Raw genomic sequence first — 22,712 nt, 5'->3', positions numbered from 1 at the left:
GTGGTCCCCCTCCCCTGCTATGGCAGGGGAGGATCTGACAGGAGCCCCTCATGAACACGCTCGATCAGTTCAATATCGCCGGCCGCACCGCGATCGTCACCGGCGCAGCATCGGGCATCGGCCTCGCTTATGCCGAGGCCATGGCCGAGGCCGGCTGCAAGGTGACGCTGACCGATATCGATCTGGACGCCGCCGAGGCCCATGCCGAACGTCTGCGTGGGCAGGGTTTAGAAGCACGCGCGGTACGCCTCGACGCCGCCGATCGCGACGCCACCGACAAGGTATTCGACGATCATGCCGCCACCTATGGCAGCCTCGACATCGCCTTTGCCAATGCCGGCATCGATGCCGGTGCGGGCTTCTGGGACCCGAACGGCCACCGCAACCCGATCGGCCAGATCGATACTTACGATCCCGCCAAATGGGACAAGACGATCGCGGTCAATCTGAGCGGCGTCTACGCCTCGATCCGCGCGGCCGCGCGCCACATGAAGGCGCAGGGCAAAGGTGGCGCGATCATCGCCACATCCTCCAACGCCGCGGTGATCTGCGAGCCGATCGTCGGCATGCCCTACATGGCCGCCAAGGCCGGCGTGGCGCATATGGTGCGGCATGTCGCGCTGGAGCTTGCCGAATACCGCATCCGCGTGAACGCGATCGCCCCAGGGCCGTTCGTCACCAACATCGGCGGCGGATCGCTCAAGGATCCGGTCGTGCGCGAGGCATGGGATAAATCGGTGCCGCTGGGGCGGATCGCCGAAACCTATCAGATCAAGCCTTTGGCGTTGTACCTGGCGTCGGATGCGTCGAGCTATGTGACCGGCGCGCACATGATGATCGACGGGGGCATGTCGCTGGGCAAGTTCGGGTGACCTGAAGATCCTCCCCTGCTCTTCGCAGGGGAGTATCTTTACAGCATCGGTATCAGTTCCGCCGCTTTCTCCAGCGCCAGCAACGGCCGATCGCGCGGCGGCAGCGCGTGCCAGAAATCGAGCGGGTTCAATCCCGTCGCCACGCCGACCGAAATCGCACTCGCCGCATTGGCCATGCGCGATTCCAGCGCCGAATCATCGCCGACCACGATCACATGCGGCGCGTCGGCCTTCTTCAGCCCCATCAGCCGCAGCGATTGTTGAAAAGCCACCAGAGAGGGCTTGCCGACGATCGTTGCCTTCTTCCCCGTCATCGCCTTCAGCATCGCATTGATCGCGAACGACGATCCGATCGCGCGACCACCCGCCGCTGCAAAGAAGGGCACATGACTGGCGGTGGCGAGGATCGCGCCCGCCCAGATATCGCGGCACGCCAGTTCCAGCGCGGGGAAGGTGAAGCTGCGGAACCACGCGCTGTAGACAGCCTCGACATCGCCGGTCGGGTCGTCACCGGCGATCGTCTCGAGCCCCGCCTCCTGCAGCGGCACCTCGACCCCGGGATCGCCGAGCACGCGCACCCGCTTGATCCCCTTTTGCAGAAACCAGGAGGCGGCGACCGTGGTTGGCGTCATGAACTCCTCGTCGGCCAATTCGAAACCGGCGCGGCGCAGGCTGGCGGCATAGGTCCTGGGTGATTTGGCCGAGCCGTTGGTGAAGATGCGGAACGGAATGCCCTTCGCGCGGATATGCGCGATCAGATCGATCGCGCCCGGCAGGGCGACATGCCCGCCGCTGGCATGATCGCCCAGCACCAACGTGCCGTCCATATCGAGGATGACACCGCGCGTGGCGGCGAGGCGCGCTTTGAGATCGAGATCAGTCAAGGCCGGCTCCGGCATGCAGGGCAATCCGCAGACCCGGCCGCTCGACGACGATGTCGCGTGCGGCAGGCTTGGCGGCGAGTTGTTTGAGCAGCGACAGCAAGGGCGCCGCCTCAGGCGTGTAGGTTCCGCGCGAGCGTCCGGCGGAGCGCATCGCATCGACCTGCTCCGCGGGCATTACCGCACGCAACAGGAACTCCTCGTCATCCATATGCACGCCGAAGCGCCGGCGCAGATCGACATAGGACGGAAAGGTCGGCTCTGCCTCGATCTCCCGCGCACGCGGGCGATCGAGGATCGCCGCCTCGACCGCCGGATCGACCGGCGCGGTCGGGCGCCCGAACTTGCCGAGCACGTAACGCAGCACCTGATCGGAGACCTGGGCATAGCGCTTGGTTCCGATCACGTTGAACAGGGCCTGGCTCATGACCATTTGCGGAAAGGGCGTGACCATGATCGGCGCGCCCAATTCCTCGCGCACCCGCTGCGTCTCGGCGACGACCTCGTCGAAGCGATAGCCGAGCTTCAGTTCCTCGAGCTGGCGGCGGGTGGTGGTCATGACGCCCCCGGCGATCTGATGGCGCAGGAAGCTGGCGTCGAACGGCTGCGGCGTGCCGGGCGGGAGACCTTCGGCACGGGCGAGGCGCCACCAATAGTCGCTGAGCTTGGCCAATACCTTGTCGTCGATCGCGACCTCGTGCCCGGCTTCACGCAGGTTGGCGACCATCCGTTCGGCCTCGGGCAGCGAACTGCCCTCCCCCAACGGCCCGATCCCGACATGGACCGTATCGACGCAGCCCGTCTCGATCGCCGCCAGGCTCGCGAGCGGGCCGTAACCGATCGTGCAATGGGCGTGGACCTCGAGCCGCTTGATGCCGATCACCGCCTTGACCGCGCGCGCCAGCGAACGGGCGCGATCGGGCGACATCAGTCCGCCCGGATCCTTCAGATAGAAGAGATCGATATGCGGGCTTTTCGCCAGTTTTGCGGCGAAATCGGCGTAGAATTTATCATCGTGGACGGTCGAAAGCGTGAAGGTGAGCGCGCCCATCACCTCGGCATCGCCCTCTTCCTTGACGATCCGTGCCGCCTCCAGCACCGCATCGGCATCGTGCATCGGATCGAGCACGATCACCTTGCGGATGCCGTTCGCCTGCAGCCGGCGATAGACCAGCCGCATGAATTCCGGATCGGCCTGCTGCCAGGCGATGAAGCGCAGCCCGGTGGTGATGAACTGCAGCGGGGTGCGCGGCATGGCGGCCCGCATCCGGCGGATCCGCTCCCATGGATCGTTCTGGAAGTAACGGACCGCCACCGCCATGTGGCTGGACGAGGTGAAATCGATCGCGCGGAAGCCGGCACGGTCCATCAAGCCAGCGATCTCGAGCATGTGGTGCGTGCCGAGGCCGGTGGCGCCCCAAAGCGACTGGTTGCCATCGCGGACGGAGACGTCGGTGAGCTGGATTTCAGTCATGGGGTCAGCCTCTGGAAGAAGCGCGTATCGACGCCGCCCGCCACGAAGCGCGGATCGGCGGCGATCGTGCGGTGGAGCTCCGCCGTGGTGGGAACGCCCTCGATCTTCAGCGTCGCGAGCGCCTCGGCCAGCCGCGCGACCGCCGCCGGGCGATCGGCGCCGCGCACGATCAGCTTGCCGATCAGCGAATCATAATAAGGCGGCACCGCACCACCCCCGGCAATATGCGTATCGACCCGGATGCCTTCGCCAGCCGGCCACGCCGCACGCGTCACGCGGCCCGGGCTGGGCCGGAAATCCCGGGTAGGGTCCTCGGCATTGAGCCGAACCTCGATCGCATGGCCGGTTATGCGGATCTCGCCTTGCGCCAGGCCCAGTTCCTGGCCGTCCGCGATGAGCAATTGCTGTTCGATCAGATCGATCCCGGTCACCTCCTCGGTCACCGGATGCTCGACCTGGATGCGGGCATTCATTTCGAGGAAGTAGAAATCGAACGTCTCGGCATCGACCAGATATTCGACCGTGCCCGCCCCCTTGTAGCCGAGATACTCGGCGATGCGGACCGCCGTCATGCAGAGCGCGTCGAGCCTGTCGGGCGGGATGCCGGGCGCCGGCGCCTCCTCGACCAGTTTCTGGAAGCGGCGCTGGATCGAGCAATCGCGCGTGCCGAGATGCACGGCGCGTTTGCCGTCGCCCAGCACCTGCACCTCGACATGGCGGCCGCGCGTGATGAAGCGTTCGACATAGACGCGCGGATCGCCGAACGCCGCCTGCGCCTCGCCCATCGCCAGATCGATCATCGCATCGAGATCCGATGGCATATCGACCCGCTTCATGCCGCGCCCGCCGCCGCCGGAGACGGCCTTCAGCAGCAAGGGATAGCCGGTCTCTTCGGCGCGCGCTTTTGCCGCCGCCTTGTCCGCCGCCTCGCCGCCGGGGACGACGGGAAGTCCCGCCTCGACCGCGACCGCGCGCGCTTGCAGCTTGTCGCCCATCGCTTCGAGGCTGCTCACATCGGGCCCGACCAGTTTGATCCCCGCTGCCGTCAATGCGCGCGAAAACGCGGCATTCTCAGACAGGAAGCCGTAGCCCGGATGGACCGCGTCGGCGCCGGCCGCCTTGGCCGCCGCCACGACGCGATCGATCGCGAGATAGCTTTGCGCCGAGGGGGCCGGACCGACGATGACCACCTCGTCCGCCAGCAGCGCCGGCAGGCTGTCGCGATCACCCTCGGATGCGCCGAGGATCGTCGTGATGCCGAGCCTCCGCGCGGTGCGGATAACGCGCAGTGCGATCTCGCCGCGATTGGCAATGAACAGGCGCCGGATCACGCCTCGACCCGCATCAGCACCGCTTGCGCATCGACTGCTTGGCTATTGCCGACAAGAATTGCAGTGACCCTGCCGGTCACACCGGCATGAACCGGATTCATCAGCTTCATCGTCTCGATGATCCCGACGACCGTATCGGGCACGACCTCGTCGCCGATGTCGACGAAGGCTGGCGCCCCTGGCTGCGGCGCGCGATAGAAGGTGCCGGGCAGCGCCGCCCGCACGGCCAGCCCCTCCCCATCTTCCTCGACTGCCACCGCGGCCGCGTCGATCGCTGCCGCGGGCGATGCCTCGCCGCCGCTATAATCCCATTCCTGGGTCCAGCCGTCGCCCTCGCGGCGGACGCGCAGGCGGAAGCGCGCGGTGGCGATATCGAGTTTGTCGTAGCCGCCGCCATCGAGAATCGAGACGATCTCAGCCACATCCTCGGGCGTCAGGGGAAGGTCGGTTGCCAAGGTCAGATTCCGATCAGGCCACGCGTCGCGGCGACGATCGCGCCCGCGAATTCAGGGTCGTTGAAATGATGCGGCAGCACCTGCACGTCGGTTCCTTCCGGCACGACTTTCCTAAGATGCTCGGCGAAGGGCGGTGGCAGGCTGGGGTCGTGAAGATGTCCGGTCGGGCTATCATGGCTGGAGAAGCCCTGGAGCGGCACGAACAATTTCACCGGTCCCTTCGCCTCGGCCACCAGCCCGGCGATATGCTCGGCGATCGTCTTCAGATCACCGATGTCGGTGCGCACCGCAGTCAGCGCCGGATTGTGGACGTGGTAGCGCTTGCCCGGATAGGTTTCGCGCGCCTGATCGATCGGGCCGCCAATGATGAAGTCGATATTGCCCGGCGCGAAGATCACCGGAATGCCGCGCCGGAGCGCCGCCTTGCCGCGATCGGGCCCGCCCGCTGCCAGCCCGTTGAAGAGCTGATCGACCATCTCCGTCCACGACAGATCGAGCACGGCGGCGACATCGCGCTCGGCCGCGATCGAATCCATCGTCGGCCCGCCCGCCCCCGACGTGTGGAACACCATCACCTCGCACCCCAATGCCTCGAGCTGCTCGCGGATCTGGCGGGTGCCCGCCTCGGTCGTGCCGAGCGTGCCGATCAGGATCAGCGGCTTGTCGCTCTTGGTCGTGGGTTCGTAGCCCTTGGCCATGCCGGCGACCGCATGCGCGGCGTTGCGATAGACTTCGCGGCTGATCGAATTGATGCCGGCAATATCGGTCACCGCGTTCATCATCGCGATATCCTTGAGGCCGACATAAGGCGCGGTGAAGCCCGAGGCCATGGTCGAGACGATCAGCTTGGGCAGGCCATACGGCAATTGCTGCATGACCGCGCCGGCCAGCCCGGTGCCCATCGATCCGCCGACCGCGAGCACGCCGGCGATCCCGTCCTCCGCAACCGCCTTGATCGCGAGCGGGATCGCGCCGGCGACCATCGCCGCCTGGCACTTCCCCTCATGCCCGAGCGCGCGGACCTCCTCGATCGTGCTGCCCCCGGCCTCGGCAATCTGCTCGGGCGAAATCTCCGCGCCGCCGACCGTGCGGCGCACGCTGGGATCGAGGTGGACGACCTCGCAGCCCGCGCTTTCGAGCTCGGCGCGGATGAAGCGCGCCTCTTCGCCCTTCGTGTCCTGCGTGATGATCAACATCACCTTGGGTTTGTCTGCCACGAAATCCCCTCCGATTTTCACAGATCATACTCCCGCAAACGATGTAGTCGAACCGGCTGACAGTGGCTATCTTGCACCAGGTGAAATAGGGCACGGCGCTCATGATCGAACGAAAAGTCAAATCGGTACGCGCACTGGAGCGCGGTCTGGACGTCCTGCTCGAAATTCAGCAGCGTAGGGCATCGAGCCTGCACGATCTTCACCTCGCCACCGGCCTGCCCAAGGCGACCCTGCTGCGGATGCTGGTGACCCTGTCGGGGCGCGGGCTGATCTGGCAGCGGCTGGCCGATGGCGCCTATCTGCCCGCCGCACTGCCGGCGGCAGATCATGATCTCGACCGCCGGCTGGCCGAGATCGCTTCGCCCGAACTCGCCCGGCTGAGCCGTCGCATCGCCTGGCCATCGGTCATTGGGGTGCCGCGTGCCGACCATATCGAGATCGTCGAGACCAACAGCCCGATGGCGCGGCTGGATGCCGCCACCCTGGGTCCGGTTGGGGTCAAGCTCAGCTATATCCACACCGCAGTCGGGCGCGCCTATCTCGCCGCATGCGAGGACCAGGAGCGCGCGCGGATCATCGCTCGGGTGCGACCCGAGGATGCCAGCCCGGCCAGCGAAGCCCAGCTCGACGCGATCATCGCCGAAACCCAGCAGCGCGGCTGGTCCTCGCGCGATCCGTCGCATCCGTGGCCCGATCGCAGCCGGATCAACGTGATTCGCGACGGGCGGCGATCGATCGCGGTCGCAGTACGCATCGGCGGACGACCGGTCGCCGCAATCAACATCACCTGGCCGGGGCGCCGATCGACCTATGCGGAGATCGTCGAGCGTCATTTGCCTGCTTTGGTCGAGACTGCGCAGACGGTGGCCGCGCGGGCGGAGGGCGCGGTCGTCGCGCACGCCTGATCCCTTTTCAGCCCGGCGCAGGCTGCGCATAAGCATGCTCCATGGCCACCGATCCCAATGCGCTGCTGCGGGCGGCAGAGCAGCATCATGCCAACGGCGCCCCGGCCGCCGCCCTGCCGCTGATCGAGCAAGTGCTGCGGATCGCGCCGGGCCATCCGCAAATCCTCCAGTTCCACGCCATCCTGCTCCGCGCGCTCCGACGGCAGGACGAGGCGTTGCGATCGATTGCCGCGGCGCATGCCGCCAGCCCCCGCGACCCGCGCATCGCCGATACGCTCGGCAACGTGCTGGGCGATCTCGGCCGGTATGAGGAAGCGGTGACCGCTTATGATCGTGCGCTGGCCGCCGATCCGGCGTTCGCGCCCGCCCGGCTGCATCGTGGAGCTGCGCTGCAAGAACTCGGCCGGATCGAGGAAGCGCGGGCCGGCTATGCCGCGCTGGGTGACAATGTGGACGCTCTATCGGCGCTGGCCGGGCTCGAGATGGACGAGGGTGAACTCGATCGCGCGGCCGATCTGCTCAACCGCGCGCTGACTTTGGCGCCGAACCATGCCGGAGTTGCGCGGGCCCGCGTGCGGGTCGCGCTCGATCGCGGCGAGGCGCAGGCGCACGAGGGGTTGCGGCGGCTGGTATCGGCTTATCCCGACGATCCCGATCTGCTGATCGAAGCGATCGAGGAATTGGGGCAACCGCAGCATGCTCTGGCGATCGAGCGGCGATTGACGGCGGAACCCGGCTGGCACGCCGGCCGCCGCGCGCTGGCGCTCCATCGCCGCCAGCGCGAGAGACGCAGCGACTGGCTGGCGCTGCACGAAGCGGCTCTCGCGGCCCGCCCGCGCGATAGCGATCTGTGGCGTGGGCTGATCGAGCTCAACAATGCCGTCGATGATTTCTCCGCCGCCGCCGCCGTGGCCCGCCGCGCGGCGCAGACGACCGGGGATGTCGGCTTCCGTGCGGCTGCATTCGCCTTCCACGATGCGGCCGGCGAAGCGGATGCAGCGGCCGAACTGCTCGACGACCGCGCGATCGCGCCTCTCATTCCCCCGCTGGCGATCGCCAAGCACTTGCTACGCCGGCGCGATCCGGAAGGCGCTGAGGCTCTGCTCGCCGTTCTACCCCAGAATGTCGAGACATGGGCCTTGCGCGGTCTAGCTTGGCAGCTCTTGGGCGATCCACGCTGGAAATGGCTAAACGGCCAGTCGGGGATGGTCGCAAGCTTCGATCTCGGTCTGGATGCCGACCAACGCTCCGCCGTGATCGAACGTCTCCGCGCGCTCCACGCCGACGCGATGCTCCATATCGGTCATTCGGTCCGCGCCGGGACGCAAACGCATGGCAACCTGTTCGACCGGATCGAGCCCGAACTACGTCAGGCCAAGGCGGCGATTTTGGACGCGGTCGAAACATACCGCGCCGGCCTGCCCCCGGCCGATCCGACGCACCCGATCCTACGCCATCGCGACGCCGCGTGGCGCATGACGGCAAGCTGGTCGATCCGGCTGAGCGGCGGCGGCTTCCATATCAGCCATATCCACCCCAAGGGTATCGTGTCGTCGGCGTCTTACTGGGTGGTACCGCAGGCGAGCGAGGCAGGGCCCGATGGCGCCGGATGGCTCGAGCTTGGTCGACCGCCCGCTTATCTCGGCATCGACTTGGCACCGATCGCCACGATCGAGCCGATGCCGGGCCGCCTCGTCCTGTTCCCGAGCACCTTGCATCACGGCACGAGGCCGATCGAGGGCGGCGAGCGCATCACCGCAGCCTTCGACCTGGCGCCACGACGCAGCTGATCGTCACGCGCCGGCGTTGCGACGCCGCGTCTCCCAGCCCTTGCGGGCCGCCGCGGAGCGTTGTTCGGGCGAGCCCGATTTGTGCGCGCGTCCACCGCGTGAGGAGGCCGAACAATTCTCAGGCTTGCCACGGCCCGAGCCGGACTTCTTGCCGCCGCCGGTTTCCTTATTCACCGTCGCCCAGGCGCGGCTCTCGGCCACTTTCTTGGGCGTGCCGCGCTTCTCGTAACCTTCCTCGATATGCTCGGCGCGACGCTTCTGCTTTTCGGTGTAACTGCTCTTGTCACCCTGGGGCATGATCCGTCTCCATTTCTCAGGAAACAGCTAGAGCGGGATGACGTTTGAATGAATTGGGGGATTCACACGGGTCTGATTTTCTGATTCAAGCTTCGTGCTGGGTTGGAGGCCAGCGACGATGAAACCCTATTCGATGGATTTGCGGGATCGCGCGATTGCGCGGGTGCTGGCGGGGGAGACGGTTCGATCGGTGGCGGAGGCGCTGAGTGTCAGCGCCGCGACAGTGGTGCGCTGGGCGCAGCGATATCGCGGATCGGGCAGCGTGGCTCCGGGCAAGGTGGGCGGCCACAAGATCGGCATATTGTCGGGCGGCAACCGCGACTGGTTGCTGGAGCGGGCAAAGACAGACTTCACCCTGCGCGGGCTGGTGGCCGAACTCGCCGAACGCGACGTCACGGTAGACTATGTGCAGGTCTGGCGTTTCGTCCATGCCGAGGGCCTGAGCTTTAAAAAAAGCGTGCTCCCCGCCGAGCAGCTACGACCCGCAGTGGCACGGCGGCGCGAGCAGTGGAAGAAGTTCCAGAGCCGGCCTGATCCAGCGCGCCTCGTCTTCATCGACGAGACCTGGGCCAAGACCAACATGGCGCCTCTGCGTGGGTGGGCGCCGGTCGGCAAACGGCTCCATGCCAAGGTGCCTTACGGCCACTGGAAAACGATGACCGTCATCGCCGCCCTGCGCTCCGACCGGATCGATGCGCCGTTCGTGTTCGATCAGCCGATCAACGCCGCCAGCTTCACCGCGTGGGTCGAAACCCAGCTCTGCCCAACGCTGCGCGCAGGCGACATCGTCATCATGGACAACCTCTCCAGCCACAAGACACCCGCCGTCAGGGCCGCCATCCGCGCCAGAGGCGCTCGCCTTCTCTTCCTGCCGCCCTACAGCCCAGACCTCAATCCGATCGAGCAGGTCTTCGCCAAGCTCAAACACCTGCTCCGAAAGGCCGCAGAGCGAACGCACGACGCAACATGGCAGCGCGTCGGAGCGCTGCTGGATCGGTTCCCACCCGATGAATGCAGCAATTACCTGCGAAACTCAGGCTATGGTGCAACTTAACGTCATCAGACTCTAAACGCCTGCGAAAGCCCGAATATCCACTTACGCCAGATGCACGTGGCGCGCCCGGCGCAGACGCCAGTTGGCGACGTGCGCGCCGGCGATCAGCAGGCTGCCGAGGATCGTAACCGGGGCCTCCAGCGGAGTTTCGCCCCAACGCAGCACCCCTAATGCCAGCAACGCGATGCCCGCGCCCCCGACCAGCAATGGCGCGGCCAGCCGGTGATGGCGATAGCCGACGTAAAGTGCTCCGCCGGTCGCCGGCACCGCGAAGGCGAGCGCCAATATGTGGAACGTCTCGGGGATCGGCACGACGCTCGAAAGCGCAGGCAGAGCCGCGAGGATCACCGGCAAAGCGATGCAATGGATCAGGCAGGCGAGCGTGGCGCCCACCGCGAGTCCCTCGATTACGTCCTGAAAGCGTCTCATCGCGAGCCCACATGGGCGCGGACCGGTCCAAACGCAATGATATAATGTATCAGTCCGTCGCATCGTGACGACCATTCATCGTTGCGCTAAGGAAGACGGCGCAGGAGCAATGTATGGCGGAACGGCGCGAAGGATCATGGCTCTACCGGCATCGTTGGCCGACGCGGCTATGGCACTGGCTCAACGCGCTGACGATCTTCATCATGCTGATGAGCGGGTTGATGATCTTCAACGCCCATCCTCGCCTCTACTGGGGCCAATATGGCGCCAATTTCGACCAGGCCTGGCTGCGGATCGGCGGCACGACCGATGGACGCGGCCTCTTTCAGCTCGGCCGGCATATCGAGATCCCGACCACTGGCGTACTCGGCCACTGGAAAGACCCGCAGGGCCACGTCCAGACGCGCGCCTTCCCCTACTGGATGACGATCCCGTCGCATTACAGCCTGTCGGGCGCACGGCGCTGGCATTTCGTCTTTGCCTGGGTACTGGCACTGGGCGGCTTGCTCTATGTCATCGCGAGCCTGATCAATCGCCATTTCCGGCGCGATCTGCTCCCGTCGCGCGACGAGATCGCGCCGCGGCATATCTGGCACGACATCAAGGATCACGCCCGGCTGCGCTTCCCCACCGGCGAGGCGGCGGCGCGCTACAATATCCTGCAGAAATTGAGCTACGGCATCGTCATCTTCGGGCTGATACCGCTGATGATCCTGACCGGCCTGACGATGGGCCCGGGCTTCAACGCGACCTTCCCGCAATTGCTCACCCTGTTCGGCGGACGCCAATCTGCCCGATCGATTCACTTTCTGTGCGCGATGGGGCTGGTCGCCTTCATTTTCGTCCATCTCGCGATGGTATTGCTGGCCGGCCCGATCCGAGAAATACGATCGATGCTGACCGGCTGGTTCAAACTGCCGCCGGAGCGCGACCATGGGTGAGATCGTTACGCGCCGCACCGCGATCGCGACCATCGGCGGCGGCGGCCTGCTGCTCGCCGGTTGCGATCGGATCGCGAGCACCAAGAGCGCCAAAGCGACCTTCAAGGGCGCCGAGGACCTGACCTATCGCTTCAATCGGCTGATCACCCCGCGCAACGCGCTCGCCCCCGAATTTAGCGGCGCCGACATCTCGCCGATCTTCCGTTCGAACGGCAATGCGAGCCCGAACAATCCGGCTTATGCCCAACTGCTCGCAAACGGCTTCGCCGATTACCGACTTCAAGTGATCGGCCTGGTCGGCCGGCCACTGAGTATCTCGCTCGACAAGATGAGGACTTTGCCGGCCCGGACCCAGATCACCCGCCACGATTGCGTCGAGGGATGGAGTGCGATCGGCCGCTGGACCGGGGTGCCGCTGGCCTTGCTGCTCAACGCAGCTGGCGTGGCATCGGCGGCGCGCTACATCGTCTTCCACTGTTTCGACGATTTCGGCGGCACCGCTTATTATGAGAGTATCGACCTGATCGACGCCTTCCACCCCCAGACCATCCTCGCCTGGGCGCTCAACGGCCAGATCCTCCCCGTTGCCAACGGCGCCCCACTGCGCCTGCGGGTCGAACGCCAGCTCGGCTACAAGCAGGCCAAATATATCCGCGCGATCGAAGCGGTCGCCAGCCTCGACGCGATCGGTGCCGGCAAAGGCGGCTATTGGGAGGATGTGAGCGATTACGCCTGGTATGCCGGCATCTGACCTAGGCGTCGCCGGTCGGCGGGAGAGTGCCAAGCCAGGCGACGAGCAGCAAAATCGCGAGGATGCAGCCGGTCTCGATCGCCAGGCTGATCCTCAGGTTCCGTATCGCCGGACCGCTTTCCCCGGCCGGTGACCGCGTCAGCGCTGGGCCGAGCCGGAATCGGTTCGCCGCAGCGAGGCCCAACATCGCGGCGAAAAGACTGATCTTCCCCGCGAGCAACCAGCCATAGACGGTCGTAACCAGCCCGCCGATCGCCGACGGACCGACCAATATCCAGACATTGACCAGCCCGGTAATCGCCAGCGTCACCACGATCGCGGTGCCGATATGCGCGAATCCGCTCAGCGCGCGGGCACACAACGCCGGTTGCGTCGGGTGCGCCACGAGAATGACCAGCCCCACTAGCGCCCCCAGCCACAGGCCAGCCGCACCGAGATGGAGCAGATCGGCCCCGAGATGGAGCCAGCCAGCCGCATCGTCACCCATCGTTCCGTGGCCCGTCCAGGCGAGCGAGCCAAGCGCGATCGCACCTGCCAGGCTGCCCAGAGCGAGCGCCGGTCCCGGCCGACGCGGGTATCCCAGACCCGCGACCAGGCCCAAAGCCAGCGCGATCATCCGCGCCTTCCACGCCACGCCCAAAGATCCTGCCGTCAGGACGGCATCGACCATCGTCTTGTCGACGCTGGCGAGATCACTGCCCGACATCGATGCCGCGAGCAGCACGACCTGCGCGAGCGAAAGCAAGGCCGCCACCAGCGCCAAGAGCGGCACGATCGAGCCGAGCCGCAGCGCGCGTGGATCGTCGCGCAGCAACATCAGCACAAACGCAGGCAGCCCGAACAGCAGGCCGAGGACAAGAAAAAGGCCGAGCCGAACCGCAATGGCCAGCGGATCGGCCACGCCTCAGCGCACCGTGAAGTCGTAGCTTGCCTGGATCCGATGCGTGTCGACCGAGGTGACGCGATAGGTGAGATGATATGCGCCAGGCGTCAGCGGCCTGGCGGGCACTCCGGTCAGCGTCTTGCCGCCGCCGCTGACATTGGTCTTCACCGCGACCTTGGCGGACGTCTTCTTTTCCACCAGATCGATGCTGGCAAAAGCCGGGATGAGCCCTTCGGAAAAATGCATCTCGATCTTGCCCGGCGCTGCGACCGCGCTGTTCGCCGCCGGCGACGCGCTCAGAAGCTTGGGATGCGCCTCAGCGGCCGTCACCGCGGACGATGCAACCAGCATGGCGGCGATATAGGCTTTGCGCATTGGGAATGTCCTCAACCGAGATGTCCTGCCGCGTTGCGCGTGAACGGTTAGCTGGCTGATGAACGCCCGGGGAAATGGCTTCGCTAGCTGCCTGCCCTCGCAAACACGCCCGACCTCTCCCATGAAAGGGAGGGTCGGGTTCAGTTCAGGCCGCGTCGCCGGCCTTTTCCTTGCTCTTCTTGGCGAAGACGCGGACGGGTTCCTTGCGGCCTTCGACGACGTCCTTGTCGATCACGATCTCGTCGACGCCGTCCATCGAAGGCAGGTCGAACATCGTATCCAGCAGCATGCCCTCGAGAATCGAACGCAGTCCGCGTGCGCCGGTCTTGCGCAGGATCGCCTTCTTGGCGACCGCGATCATCGCATCGTCGGTGAAGGAGAGCTTGACCCCCTCCATCTCGAACAGTTTCTGATACTGCTTGACCAGCGCGTTCTTGGGCTCGCCCAGGATCTTGACCAGCGCCGCTTCGTCGAGATCCTCAAGCGTGGCGATAACCGGCAGACGGCCAACGAATTCGGGGATCAGGCCGAACTTCAGCAGATCCTCGGGCTCGCACTGACGCAGCACCTCGCCGGTGCGGCGCTCGTCGGGGGCAGCCACGAACGCGCCGAAGCCGATCGATTTGCCCTGCAGGCGATCCGCGATGATCCGCTCGAGCCCGGCGAATGCGCCGCCGCAGATGAAGAGGATATTGGTCGTGTCGACCTGGAGGAATTCCTGCTGCGGATGCTTGCGCCCGCCCTGCGGCGGCACCGACGCGGTCGTGCCCTCCATCAGCTTCAGCAACGCCTGCTGGACGCCCTCGCCCGACACGTCGCGCGTGATCGAGGGATTGTCGGCCTTGCGGCTGATCTTGTCGATTTCGTCGATATAGACGATCCCGCGCTGCGCACGCTCGACATTGTAATCGCTCGCCTGGAGCAGCTTGAGGATGATGTTCTCGACATCCTCGCCGACATAGCCGGCCTCGGTCAGTGTCGTCGCATCAGCCATGGTGAAGGGCACGTCGAACGTCTTGGCGAGCGTCTGCGCCAGCAGCGTCTTGCCGCAACCGGTCGGCCCGACGAGCAGGATGTTCGATTTGGCCAATTCGACATCGGCGCCCTTGGCGCCATGGTTGAGCCGTTTGTAATGGTTATGAACGGCGACCGACAGGACGCGCTTGGCGCGCTTCTGACCGATCACATAATCGTCGAGATGCTGGTTGATGTCCTGCGGAGTCGGCACGCCGCCATCCTTGCGGTTGACGAAGGTCGCCTTCGTCTCCTCGCGGATGATGTCGTTGCACAGCTCCACGCACTCGTCGCAGATGAACACCGTCGGGCCGGCGATGAGCTTGCGCACCTCGTGCTGCGACTTGCCGCAGAAGGAGCAATAGAGCGTGCTCTTGGAATCGCCGCCACTAAGTTTGGTCATGATCGTCCATATCCTCGAGCCTTACATGGCTCTTTCGCGAGTCGCTGGCATCCTAGCCCCCGCCCTTGTCGAGCGGCAAGCTTATATGCCAGCACCCCATAAACGGGCGGTTTACGGCCGCCGTCGCCATTACGCAGCCTGCTGGGCATCTTCCGTCGGCGCCGGGCGCTTGTGGAACACCTCGTCGATGATGCCGAATTCCTTGGCTTCATCCGCTTCCAGGAACTTGTCGCGATCCATCGCCCGCTCGATCGCCTCCAGCGGCTGGCCGGTATATTTGGCGTAGAGCGTGTTCAGCGAGTGACGCATGCGCAGGATCTCGCGCGCCTGGATCTCGATATCGGCCGCCATGCCCTGCGCGCCGCCCGAAGGCTGGTGGATCATGATGCGGCTGTTGGTCAGCGCCACGCGCATGCCGGGCTCGCCGGCCGAGAGCAGGAAGCTGCCCATCGAAGCTGCCTGGCCGATGCAGACCGTGCCGACGCGCGGACGGATATATTGCATCGTATCGTGGATCGCGAGACCCGCCGTCACCACGCCGCCGGGCGAGTTGATGTACATGAAGATGTCCTTCTTCGGGTTCTCGGACTCGAGGAAGAGCAGCTGCGCGGTGATCAGGCTGGCCATGTGATCTTCGACCTGACCGGTTACGAAGACGATGCGCTCGCGCAGCAGGCGCGAATAAATGTCGAAGCTACGCTCGCCGCGGTTGGACTGCTCGATGACGATCGGAACGAGGCCCGCAGTGATGTCGGCGTGGTCGGTCATGGGGTATCTGTGTCCTTTTGCCCTCTGATGGCCACCAACATCGGCGTTCGCGCGATCGGGTTCAAGGCCCCCGGGCATCGGTGGTCGTTTGGGCTATTTGCGGCGCCACGTGAAGAGCGAGGACATCGCATAGTTCCACACGACGCTCACCAGCACCCCCGCGACCGCCGAGAAGACCCAATATGTGTGCCGGCCGAACAGCCATTCGGCCACGCCGATATTGGCGGCAGCCCCCGTCGCGCAGACGAGATTGAAGGTGATCCAGCCCCACAGCAGCGCACGGCCGCGTAGCCGCTGATCGCGATAGGTGAGCATATTGTTGAGGAAGAAGTTGTTGCTGATCGCAATGACCGTAGCTGCCGTCTGAGACAGGCCGAAGCTGGCACCCAACCCCACAAACAGGGTGGTCAATACCGCGAAATGGACCAAGAGGCCGAACCCGCCGACCAGCGCGAAGCTCAGGAATCGGACCGGCACATATTTGCCGATCGCCTTGTCGAGCAGCAGCTCGAAATATTCCCACAATACAAGCGAATTGAGCTTGCTCTCGCCATGCTGGCGGCAGCGGAACGTATACGGCACCTCGGCCACCTTGATCGGCTGCGGCGCGCTCGCGGCGATATCGAGCAGGATCTTGAAGCCCATCGAAGAGAGATACGGCAGCGATCGCATGAAGGCATCGCGGCGGATCATGAAGAAGCCGCTCATCGGATCGCTGATCGGGGTGCGGGTCAGCTTGAGCGCGATACGGGTCGCGAGCATGCTGCCGGCCGCACGGCCTTTGCTCCACTCGCCGACACAGCCGCCTTCGACGTAGCGGCTGCCGACGACCAGATCGACGTCGCCCCGCTTAAGGCGATCGAGCATCAAGCCCAGAATGCGCTCGTCATGCTGGAGGTCCGAATCCATCACCGCGACATAATCGGCGGCGGTGGCAAGGATGCCCTCGACGCAGGCGGTCGAAAGCCCACGCCGGTTGTGGCGGCGGAGAACGCGGATGCGGCTATCGCGCTTGGCGATCGTGCGCGCGAGTTCGGCCGTGCCGTCGGGCGAGTCGTCATCGACGAACACCAATTCCCAGCGAATATGCGGAATCGCCTTGTCGACCAGATCGACGAGCAGTTCCAGGTTGGCCGCTTCGTTGAAGGTCGGCACGATGATCGCGAGCTCGGCCGGCCGGGCAAGGGCTATGTCCTGCTGAATCACTGCCCTGCCTTCCACGCCGCTCATACCTTCATCGATTTACAGCCGCCTTAAAAGCCACCGATGTGGCGAGATTATTTCAGGCTTCGTCGCGAGTCGGAGCACAGAAAGCGAGATAGGCGAGCCGCCGGACCTCGCGCCGCCCGCGTACCACGGTATCGAGGATCAGGCCGGTGAAGAAGCAGAGGAACGCCACGATGACGAGGCCGGTCGCCAGCAATGCGGTCGGGAAGCGCGGCACCAACCCGGTCTGGACGTAAGTGACCACGAGCGGAATCGCCAGAATCACCGCCAACAGCGCCAGCGCCAGCCCGATCATGCCGAAATAGAGCACCGGCCGCTCGATCCGAAACAAGGTGAGGATCGTGCGCAGAATCCGCCAACCGTCGCGGTAGGTCGACAATTTGGAAGTCGATCCCTCCGGCCGCGCGCCATAGCGTGTGACCACCTCACCGACCGGCATGCGCAATTCCAGCGCATGGACGCTGATCTCGGTCTCGATCTCGAACCCGGCCGACAGGATCGGGAAGCTCTTCACGAAGCGACGCGAGAAGACGCGATAGCCCGACAGGATGTCGCTGAAGGTGCGGCCGAAGATGCGGGCCAGGATGCCGGTAAGCATCGCATTGCCGAAGCGGTGACCGCGACGATACGCCTCCTCAACCTCGCTCGCGCGCGCGCCGACGACCATGTCGAGCTGCTCTTCGATCAGGCGATCGATCAGGCCGGGAGCGGCGGTGGGATCGTAGGTCGCATCGCCATCCGCCATCACATAGATGTCGGCCTCGACGTCGGCGAACATGCGCCGGACGACATGGCCCTTGCCCTGCATCCGCTCGCGCCGGACGATCGCACCGGCGCGGGCCGCGACCTCCCTCGTACGATCGGCGCTATTGTTGTCGTAGACGTAGATGCGGGCGTCGGGCAGCGCCTTTCGGAAGCCGGCGATGGTCGAGCCGATCGCAGCTTCTTCGTTATAACAGGGCAGGATGACGGCGACGCGCAGGGGCGCCGCCGTCGATCCGGAGTTCATCAGCCTTCAGCCTCGGCCTTTTTCTTGGCCGGCTTCTTCTTCGGGGCGGGTGCCTCATGCAGCTCGGGGGCTTCCTCTGCGGATGCTTCCTCGACCGCCTCAACCTTCTTCGCCTTCTTGGCAGCCGGCTTCTTGGCCGGAGCCTCGCTCACCTCGGCGACCTCTGCCGTGGGCTCGGCAGCCTTCTTGGCGGCCTTCTTCGGCTTGGGCTCGTCGTGGTCATGGTCCGCATGATCGTGCGCAGCGTGATCATGATCGTGGCCGGCATGATCGTGATGGTCATGGTCGTCGTGATTGTGGACGTGCGTGCCGCTGGCGAAGCCGTCCTCTTCCTCAATCGCGGCTTCCAGCTCTTCGCGTGTCACCGGACGATCGGCGATCTCGGCCTTGCCGAACAGGAAATCGACGACCTTGTCCTCATAGAGCGGCGCGCGCAGCTGGGCAGCCGCGATCGGATCCTGCTGGACATATTCGGCGAAGCGCTGGCGATCCTTGGGATCATATTGCTGCGCGGCCTGCGCGACGAGACGCTGCATCTCGGCCTGGCTCACTTCGACGCCGTTCTGCTGGCCGATTTCCGACAGGAGCAGGCCCAGACGCACGCGGCGCTCGGCAATCGCGACATAATCGTCGCGCTCCTTTTCCATCTCGGCCATCGCCGCAGCCGGATCGGCCTCATGCGTGGCCTCGTGCTCGAGCTGGCTCCAGATCTGGGCGAACTCGGCATCGACCATCGACGGCGGCACGGGGAAATCGTGGCCGGCGGCGAGCTGATCGAGCAGCTTGCGCTTCATATGGGTGCGGGTGAGGCCGTTGAGCTCCTGCTCGACCTGTCCCTTGAACAGCTCACGCAGCTTGTCGATGCCCTCGAGGCCGAGCCCCTTGGCGAAATCGTCGTCGATCGCGACATCCTTGGGCGTGTTCACCGCGGTGACGGTGATGTCGAAGGTCGCCGGCTTGCCCGCTAGGCTCTTCTCGCCGTAACTTTCGGGGAAGGTCACGTTGAGCGTGCGCTCCTCGCCGACCTTGGCGCCTTCGAGCTGGGCTTCGAAGCCGGGGATAAGCTGACCCGACCCGAGCTCGACCGACATGCCGGTGCCCGTGCCGCCCGGGAAGGCCACGCCGTCTTCGGTCTTGCCGACGAAATCGATCACGACCTGATCGCCTTCGACCGCCGGATGGCCTTCGAGCGCGGGCTCGAAGCTCTTCTGCTGTGCGGCGAAGCGCTTGAGCAAAGCATCGATCTCCGCGTCGGTCGGCTCGGCGGTCAGACGCTCGAGCTTGATGGCGTCGATGGCGGGAGCCGGCACCTGCGGCAGGATTTCGAGCGCGATCTTGACCTCGACATCCTTGCCGGCGCTGTAATCCTCGTCCAACTCGACCTGCGGCTGCATCGCGGGGCGCAGCCCCTGCTCGGTGATCAGCGACTGGATGCCTTCCTGCACCGCGGTATTGAGCGCCTCGCGCTCCAGCGCCGGCCCATGCATCTTCTTGATCAGATTCGCCGGCACCTTGCCGGGGCGGAAGCCGGGCATGCGCACGGTCGGCGCGGCGCGCTTGACCTCGGCATCGACCTTGGCGGCAATATCACCCGCCGGGATGGTCAGGGTGTAGGCCCGCTTCAGGCCTTCGTTCAACGTCTCGACAGTCTGCATGGGTCTTCACTCAACCTCTGCGGGTGGGTGGTCCGTGCGGGCCTTGAAGGCTGGTGCGGGCGAAGGGACTCGAACCCCCACATCTTGCGATACTGGAACCTAAATCCAGCGCGTCTACCAGTTCCGCCACGCCCGCGGGACGCAATTCGGAAGCGGGGCGCTTATAGCAGAGGCAGCGAGAGGGCAAGGCGCAAGGGAGACCATTTGCCGACCCGATCGTTGCAAGCGTTCAAGCGCATAGGAGAGCGATCATGGCGAGTATACCCGACGCCCATCCCGATTCGGTTCCGCCCGAGCCATCCGATTCGCCCGAGCAGATTACGTCGCCTACCGATCCGGGCCGCGAGAGCGTGGAAGATATCCCGACCGATCTTGGCCACACCGCCGGCACGCGAGAAAAGATCGTGCAAGATCAGTAGCCGGCCCCGAATTCGGTGCTCAGCGCAGGGCGGCCACGATGGCGACCTTGGCAGCGTGGCCCGAACGATCGTTGCTGAACCCCGCCGGGCGCGCCGCCACGAACAGCGCAGCCACGAGCCGCGCCAGCTTGGCCACGCGAGAAGACGCGCCGACGATCGCCGCCTGACGTGTGGCCAGCCTGGACTTGCGCTCATAGGCGCGGGCGAGCGCTTGTACCGTGGCGAGGTCGCCAATGCTCCGGCGCGCGGCCTCTGCCGTGATTGCCGCCGCCTCGGCGGCGAACTCCTCGTCGCGTCGGATCGCCGCCGCTGCCCGTGCAGCGAGCCCAACGGGGGCGTGCGTGTCGATTCCGGCGGGGCTGGTCGCATCGGCATGGCGGCGGAACAGGGTCAGCGCCTCGGGTAGGATCACAACCCCGCCAACCAGGCTCGCGCAAAACGGGATGTAGCGATCAAAATTATGCGCCAGGCGCGTTTTCGACAGGCTATCGACGACCGGCCGAACACGCACCATGACATCGAGCACCACCCGCCGGAACATCATCTGATGCCCGAAACCGTAAATGGTCTGGGAATCAAACGGGGCCGGGATCAGGCCGTGGCGCCCATTGAACGGCTCCTGCCCCCCGATCGGCTGAAGCGCGCCATCGACGATCTGGCTGGGATGCATCGTCAGCACGGCGCCCTGCCCAAGCGCGGCGAGTTGCAGAGCGAGCTTGTTCTCCCGCCAGACATCGTCCTGGTCGCAATAGACGATTATGTCGCCCGAACAGGCTGCGAAAGCCGCGTAGAAGTTTTCCAATATGCCGAGCCGCTCGGTCCGGCGCACGACCCGCACGGCAAACGGTGCGGTGACCCCGAACCGCTCGACGATTGCCACCGTGTCGTCGGTCGAGCCGTCATCCGAAACAACGACCTCGTCCGGCAGGCGGGTTTGTCTCGCGATGCTCGCAAGCTGCTCGCCGATGAAGGCGGCGCCATTGTAGCTGGCGATCGCGATCGACACCTTGTCCGTCAAGTTGCCCCCTCCCGTGCCGGCTGGACTCAGCCGTCCAACGCTTTGCGCAACAGCTCGTTCACCACCGATGGATTGGCCTTGCCTCCCATCGCCTTCATCGTCTGGCCGACGAAAAAGCCGAACAAGGCCTGTTTGCCGCCGCGATACTGTTCCAGCTGGCCGGGATTCTTGGCCAAAATCTCGGCGATCACCGCCTCGATCGCGCCGGTATCGCTGGTCTGCTTGAGCCCGCGTTTCTCGACGATCTCGGCCGGATCGTCGCCGGTTTCCAGCATGATCTCGAACACCTGCTTGGAAAGCGTGCCCGAAAGCGTCCCATCGGCGACGAGCCCGAGCAGTTCGGCGCCCTGCGCGGGGCTGATCGGCGAATCGCTCACGCTACGCCCGATCCGATTGAGTCCACCGAACAGATCCGACACCAGCCAGTTCGACGCGGCCCGCGCAACCTCGGCCTCGCTCTTGCCCTGGCGCCGTGCGGTCTCGGCGAGCAACGCCTCGAAATAGCGGACGTCCTCCACATCCGCCATGATCACCGCTATGTTGCCCGGCGAGATGCCGAGCACGTCGGCATAGCGCTTCACCTTGGCGTCGGGCAGTTCGGGCAGGCTCGCCTCGCATTCGGCAAGGAAGGCGTCGTCCAGTTCCAGCGGCAGCAGATCGGGATCGGGAAAATAACGATAATCGTGCGCATCCTCCTTGGAGCGCATCGACCGCGTCTCGTTGCGATCGGGATCGTAGAGCCGGGTTTCCTGGACGATCTTGCCCCCGGCCTCCAGCACGTCGACCTGGCGCCGCGCTTCGCCCTCGATCGCGGCCATGACGAAGCGAATCGAGTTGACGTTCTTGGTCTCGGTGCGGGTACCGAACGGATCGCCGGGCTTGCGCACGCTGACATTGACGTCGGCGCGCATCGACCCCTGCTCCATATTGCCGTCGCAGCTGCCTACATAACGCAGGATCGCGCGCAGCTTGCGCAGATAGGCCCCGGCCTCGGCGGGCGAGCGCATGTCGGGGCGCGAAACGATCTCCATCAGCGCCACGCCCGAGCGGTTGAGGTCGACATAGGAGCGCGTCGGATGCTGATCGTGCATCAGCTTGCCGGCATCCTGCTCGACATGGATACGCTCGATCCCGACCGTCTTGGGAGCGGCGCCCTCGGGCTCGATCAGCATCGTGCCCTCGCCCACCAGCGGGTGGTAGAGCTGGCTGATCTGGTAACCCTGCGGCAAATCGGCGTAGAAATAATTCTTGCGGTCGAACCGGCTCCAGCGGTTGATCTGCGATCCCAGCGCCATGCCGGTGCGCACGGCCTGGCGGATGCATTCACGGTTGGGCACGGGCAGCATGCCGGGCATGGCGGCATCGACCAGGCTGACCTGGGAATTGGGCTCGGCGCCGAACGCGGTCGCCGCGCCCGAGAAGAGCTTGGCGTTGGAGGTGATCTGCGCATGGACTTCGAGGCCGATCACGACCTCCCACGGGCCGGTCGCGCCTTCGATCCGGTAGGATGCTTCTGTCATGTCTCACCGGTTCCCCACGATTAG

General features: G+C 65.3%; 23 protein-coding genes and 1 tRNA gene. 7 read left to right on the top strand and 17 right to left on the bottom strand.

Annotated features, from left to right (window positions below; translation table 11 throughout):
• Positions 1–50 precede the first annotated feature (50 nt).
• Positions 51–872 (top strand): SDR family NAD(P)-dependent oxidoreductase, encoded by an 822-nt coding sequence (locus AB4Z44_RS19755; RefSeq protein ID WP_404711360.1) that lies wholly within the window; start codon positions 51–53, stop codon positions 870–872.
• Between the two features lie 38 nt (positions 873–910).
• Here AB4Z44_RS19755 and AB4Z44_RS19750 read toward each other — a convergent pair whose 3' ends face one another.
• Genes AB4Z44_RS19750 through AB4Z44_RS19730 form a run of 5 tightly spaced genes read right to left on the bottom strand, consistent with a single transcriptional unit; the run spans position 911 to position 6,230 of the window.
• The gene (locus AB4Z44_RS19750) at positions 911–1,756 is read right to left on the bottom strand and encodes an HAD-IIA family hydrolase (protein ID WP_404711359.1); all 846 of its coding nucleotides are present in this window, start codon (positions 1,754–1,756) and stop codon (positions 911–913) included.
• Entirely contained in the window at positions 1,749–3,227 is a 1,479-nt protein-coding gene (locus tag AB4Z44_RS19745; protein ID WP_404711358.1) for a biotin carboxyl carrier protein, read from the bottom strand. Before AB4Z44_RS19745 ends, AB4Z44_RS19750 begins: the two co-directional genes overlap by 8 nt.
• Entirely contained in the window at positions 3,224–4,558 is a 1,335-nt protein-coding gene (locus AB4Z44_RS19740; protein ID WP_404711357.1) for an acetyl/propionyl/methylcrotonyl-CoA carboxylase subunit alpha, read from the bottom strand. The genes AB4Z44_RS19745 and AB4Z44_RS19740 overlap by 4 nt, the downstream gene beginning before the upstream one ends.
• Complete coding sequence (locus tag AB4Z44_RS19735) at positions 4,555–5,013, bottom strand: acetyl-CoA carboxylase biotin carboxyl carrier protein (protein ID WP_404711356.1); 459 nt, start codon at positions 5,011–5,013, stop codon at positions 4,555–4,557. The genes AB4Z44_RS19740 and AB4Z44_RS19735 overlap by 4 nt, the downstream gene beginning before the upstream one ends.
• A gap of 2 nt (positions 5,014–5,015) precedes the next feature.
• Positions 5,016–6,230 (bottom strand): Tm-1-like ATP-binding domain-containing protein, encoded by a 1,215-nt coding sequence (locus tag AB4Z44_RS19730; protein WP_404711355.1) that lies wholly within the window; start codon positions 6,228–6,230, stop codon positions 5,016–5,018.
• A gap of 101 nt (positions 6,231–6,331) precedes the next feature.
• Between AB4Z44_RS19730 and AB4Z44_RS19725 the strand changes: the two genes are divergently transcribed.
• Together AB4Z44_RS19725 and AB4Z44_RS19720 are read left to right on the top strand one after the other, a co-directional pair.
• Positions 6,332–7,135, top strand: a complete 804-nt coding sequence (locus AB4Z44_RS19725) for a helix-turn-helix domain-containing protein (RefSeq protein WP_404711354.1) — start codon at positions 6,332–6,334, stop codon at positions 7,133–7,135.
• A gap of 41 nt (positions 7,136–7,176) precedes the next feature.
• Positions 7,177–8,925 carry a tetratricopeptide repeat protein gene (locus tag AB4Z44_RS19720; RefSeq protein ID WP_404711353.1) on the top strand — a complete coding sequence of 583 codons (1,749 nt, stop codon included), beginning with the start codon at positions 7,177–7,179 and terminating at the stop codon, positions 8,923–8,925.
• 3 nt (positions 8,926–8,928) lie between these two features.
• On the opposite strand, the gene AB4Z44_RS19715 is transcribed toward AB4Z44_RS19720, so the two are convergent.
• Positions 8,929–9,222 carry a plasmid stabilization protein gene (locus AB4Z44_RS19715; protein WP_404711352.1) on the bottom strand — a complete coding sequence of 98 codons (294 nt, stop codon included), beginning with the start codon at positions 9,220–9,222 and terminating at the stop codon, positions 8,929–8,931.
• A gap of 118 nt (positions 9,223–9,340) precedes the next feature.
• Between AB4Z44_RS19715 and AB4Z44_RS19710 the strand changes: the two genes are divergently transcribed.
• Complete coding sequence (locus tag AB4Z44_RS19710; protein ID WP_404710065.1) at positions 9,341–10,276, top strand: IS630 family transposase; 936 nt, start codon at positions 9,341–9,343, stop codon at positions 10,274–10,276.
• A gap of 42 nt (positions 10,277–10,318) precedes the next feature.
• Here the strand turns inward: AB4Z44_RS19710 and AB4Z44_RS19705 are convergent, their stop codons facing one another.
• Positions 10,319–10,705, bottom strand: a complete 387-nt coding sequence (locus AB4Z44_RS19705; RefSeq protein ID WP_404711351.1) for a MerC domain-containing protein — start codon at positions 10,703–10,705, stop codon at positions 10,319–10,321.
• Positions 10,706–10,818: 113 nt separating this feature from the next.
• Between AB4Z44_RS19705 and AB4Z44_RS19700 the strand changes: the two genes are divergently transcribed.
• Both AB4Z44_RS19700 and AB4Z44_RS19695 read left to right on the top strand, forming a co-directional pair.
• Positions 10,819–11,646 carry a cytochrome b/b6 domain-containing protein gene (locus AB4Z44_RS19700; protein WP_404711350.1) on the top strand — a complete coding sequence of 276 codons (828 nt, stop codon included), beginning with the start codon at positions 10,819–10,821 and terminating at the stop codon, positions 11,644–11,646.
• On the top strand, positions 11,639–12,397 hold the full coding sequence (locus tag AB4Z44_RS19695) for a molybdopterin-binding protein (RefSeq protein ID WP_404711349.1): 759 nt from the start codon (positions 11,639–11,641) through the stop codon (positions 12,395–12,397). The genes AB4Z44_RS19700 and AB4Z44_RS19695 overlap by 8 nt, the downstream gene beginning before the upstream one ends.
• A 1-nt stretch (position 12,398) precedes the next feature.
• Here AB4Z44_RS19695 and copD read toward each other — a convergent pair whose 3' ends face one another.
• The 8 genes from copD to AB4Z44_RS19655 form a co-directional block, all read right to left on the bottom strand.
• Positions 12,399–13,298, bottom strand: coding sequence for a copper homeostasis membrane protein CopD (copD, locus tag AB4Z44_RS19690; RefSeq protein ID WP_404711348.1), 900 nt, complete (start codon positions 13,296–13,298; stop codon positions 12,399–12,401).
• A gap of 3 nt (positions 13,299–13,301) precedes the next feature.
• Positions 13,302–13,655 carry a copper homeostasis periplasmic binding protein CopC gene (gene copC / locus AB4Z44_RS19685; RefSeq protein WP_404711347.1) on the bottom strand — a complete coding sequence of 118 codons (354 nt, stop codon included), beginning with the start codon at positions 13,653–13,655 and terminating at the stop codon, positions 13,302–13,304.
• Positions 13,656–13,800: 145 nt separating this feature from the next.
• On the bottom strand, positions 13,801–15,072 hold the full coding sequence (gene clpX, locus AB4Z44_RS19680) for an ATP-dependent Clp protease ATP-binding subunit ClpX (protein WP_404711346.1): 1,272 nt from the start codon (positions 15,070–15,072) through the stop codon (positions 13,801–13,803).
• Between the two features lie 129 nt (positions 15,073–15,201).
• Positions 15,202–15,840, bottom strand: coding sequence for an ATP-dependent Clp endopeptidase proteolytic subunit ClpP (gene clpP / locus AB4Z44_RS19675; protein ID WP_404711345.1), 639 nt, complete (start codon positions 15,838–15,840; stop codon positions 15,202–15,204).
• Positions 15,841–15,933: 93 nt separating this feature from the next.
• The gene (locus tag AB4Z44_RS19670; RefSeq protein ID WP_404711344.1) at positions 15,934–17,046 is read right to left on the bottom strand and encodes a glycosyltransferase; all 1,113 of its coding nucleotides are present in this window, start codon (positions 17,044–17,046) and stop codon (positions 15,934–15,936) included.
• A 76-nt stretch (positions 17,047–17,122) separates the two neighbouring features.
• Positions 17,123–18,076 (bottom strand): glycosyltransferase family 2 protein, encoded by a 954-nt coding sequence (locus tag AB4Z44_RS19665; protein WP_404711343.1) that lies wholly within the window; start codon positions 18,074–18,076, stop codon positions 17,123–17,125.
• Positions 18,076–19,731, bottom strand: coding sequence for a trigger factor (gene tig, locus AB4Z44_RS19660; protein WP_404711342.1), 1,656 nt, complete (start codon positions 19,729–19,731; stop codon positions 18,076–18,078). Before tig ends, AB4Z44_RS19665 begins: the two co-directional genes overlap by 1 nt.
• A gap of 51 nt (positions 19,732–19,782) precedes the next feature.
• Positions 19,783–19,867, bottom strand: a tRNA-Leu gene (locus tag AB4Z44_RS19655).
• A gap of 115 nt (positions 19,868–19,982) precedes the next feature.
• Between AB4Z44_RS19655 and AB4Z44_RS19650 the strand changes: the two genes are divergently transcribed.
• Positions 19,983–20,150 carry a hypothetical protein gene (locus AB4Z44_RS19650; protein WP_404711341.1) on the top strand — a complete coding sequence of 56 codons (168 nt, stop codon included), beginning with the start codon at positions 19,983–19,985 and terminating at the stop codon, positions 20,148–20,150.
• 19 nt (positions 20,151–20,169) lie between these two features.
• Here AB4Z44_RS19650 and AB4Z44_RS19645 read toward each other — a convergent pair whose 3' ends face one another.
• Together AB4Z44_RS19645 and gatB are read right to left on the bottom strand one after the other, a co-directional pair.
• Positions 20,170–21,168 carry a glycosyltransferase gene (locus AB4Z44_RS19645; protein WP_404711340.1) on the bottom strand — a complete coding sequence of 333 codons (999 nt, stop codon included), beginning with the start codon at positions 21,166–21,168 and terminating at the stop codon, positions 20,170–20,172.
• A gap of 26 nt (positions 21,169–21,194) precedes the next feature.
• Positions 21,195–22,688, bottom strand: a complete 1,494-nt coding sequence (gene gatB / locus AB4Z44_RS19640; protein ID WP_404711339.1) for an Asp-tRNA(Asn)/Glu-tRNA(Gln) amidotransferase subunit GatB — start codon at positions 22,686–22,688, stop codon at positions 21,195–21,197.
• Positions 22,689–22,712 lie beyond the last annotated feature (24 nt).

The sequence above is a fragment of the Sphingomonas sp. MMS24-J13 genome, from assembly GCF_044905095.1.
In the GTDB taxonomy this organism is placed as follows: domain Bacteria; phylum Pseudomonadota; class Alphaproteobacteria; order Sphingomonadales; family Sphingomonadaceae; genus Sphingomonas_I.
Note: the sequence above shows the minus strand (reverse complement) of the source record. Positions and strands in the feature narration are given on the sequence as shown.

Excerpts from the sequence above, each read along its gene's own strand:
- AB4Z44_RS19755 (WP_404711360.1), top strand. The coding sequence starts at position 51 with ATGAACACGCTCGATCAGTTCAATATCGCCGGCCGCACCGCGATCGTC.
- AB4Z44_RS19745 (WP_404711358.1), bottom strand. The coding sequence starts at position 3,227 with ATGACTGAAATCCAGCTCACCGACGTCTCCGTCCGCGATGGCAACCAG.
- AB4Z44_RS19725 (WP_404711354.1), top strand. The coding sequence starts at position 6,332 with ATGATCGAACGAAAAGTCAAATCGGTACGCGCACTGGAGCGCGGTCTG.
- AB4Z44_RS19720 (WP_404711353.1), top strand. The coding sequence starts at position 7,177 with ATGGCCACCGATCCCAATGCGCTGCTGCGGGCGGCAGAGCAGCATCAT.
- AB4Z44_RS19715 (WP_404711352.1), bottom strand. The coding sequence starts at position 9,222 with ATGCCCCAGGGTGACAAGAGCAGTTACACCGAAAAGCAGAAGCGTCGC.
- AB4Z44_RS19710 (WP_404710065.1), top strand. The coding sequence starts at position 9,341 with ATGAAACCCTATTCGATGGATTTGCGGGATCGCGCGATTGCGCGGGTG.
- AB4Z44_RS19705 (WP_404711351.1), bottom strand. The coding sequence starts at position 10,705 with ATGAGACGCTTTCAGGACGTAATCGAGGGACTCGCGGTGGGCGCCACG.
- AB4Z44_RS19700 (WP_404711350.1), top strand. The coding sequence starts at position 10,819 with ATGGCGGAACGGCGCGAAGGATCATGGCTCTACCGGCATCGTTGGCCG.
- AB4Z44_RS19695 (WP_404711349.1), top strand. The coding sequence starts at position 11,639 with ATGGGTGAGATCGTTACGCGCCGCACCGCGATCGCGACCATCGGCGGC.
- copC (WP_404711347.1), bottom strand. The coding sequence starts at position 13,655 with ATGCGCAAAGCCTATATCGCCGCCATGCTGGTTGCATCGTCCGCGGTG.
- clpX (WP_404711346.1), bottom strand. The coding sequence starts at position 15,072 with ATGACCAAACTTAGTGGCGGCGATTCCAAGAGCACGCTCTATTGCTCC.
- clpP (WP_404711345.1), bottom strand. The coding sequence starts at position 15,840 with ATGACCGACCACGCCGACATCACTGCGGGCCTCGTTCCGATCGTCATC.
- AB4Z44_RS19665 (WP_404711343.1), bottom strand. The coding sequence starts at position 18,076 with ATGAACTCCGGATCGACGGCGGCGCCCCTGCGCGTCGCCGTCATCCTG.
- tig (WP_404711342.1), bottom strand. The coding sequence starts at position 19,731 with ATGCAGACTGTCGAGACGTTGAACGAAGGCCTGAAGCGGGCCTACACC.
- AB4Z44_RS19650 (WP_404711341.1), top strand. The coding sequence starts at position 19,983 with ATGGCGAGTATACCCGACGCCCATCCCGATTCGGTTCCGCCCGAGCCA.
- gatB (WP_404711339.1), bottom strand. The coding sequence starts at position 22,688 with ATGACAGAAGCATCCTACCGGATCGAAGGCGCGACCGGCCCGTGGGAG.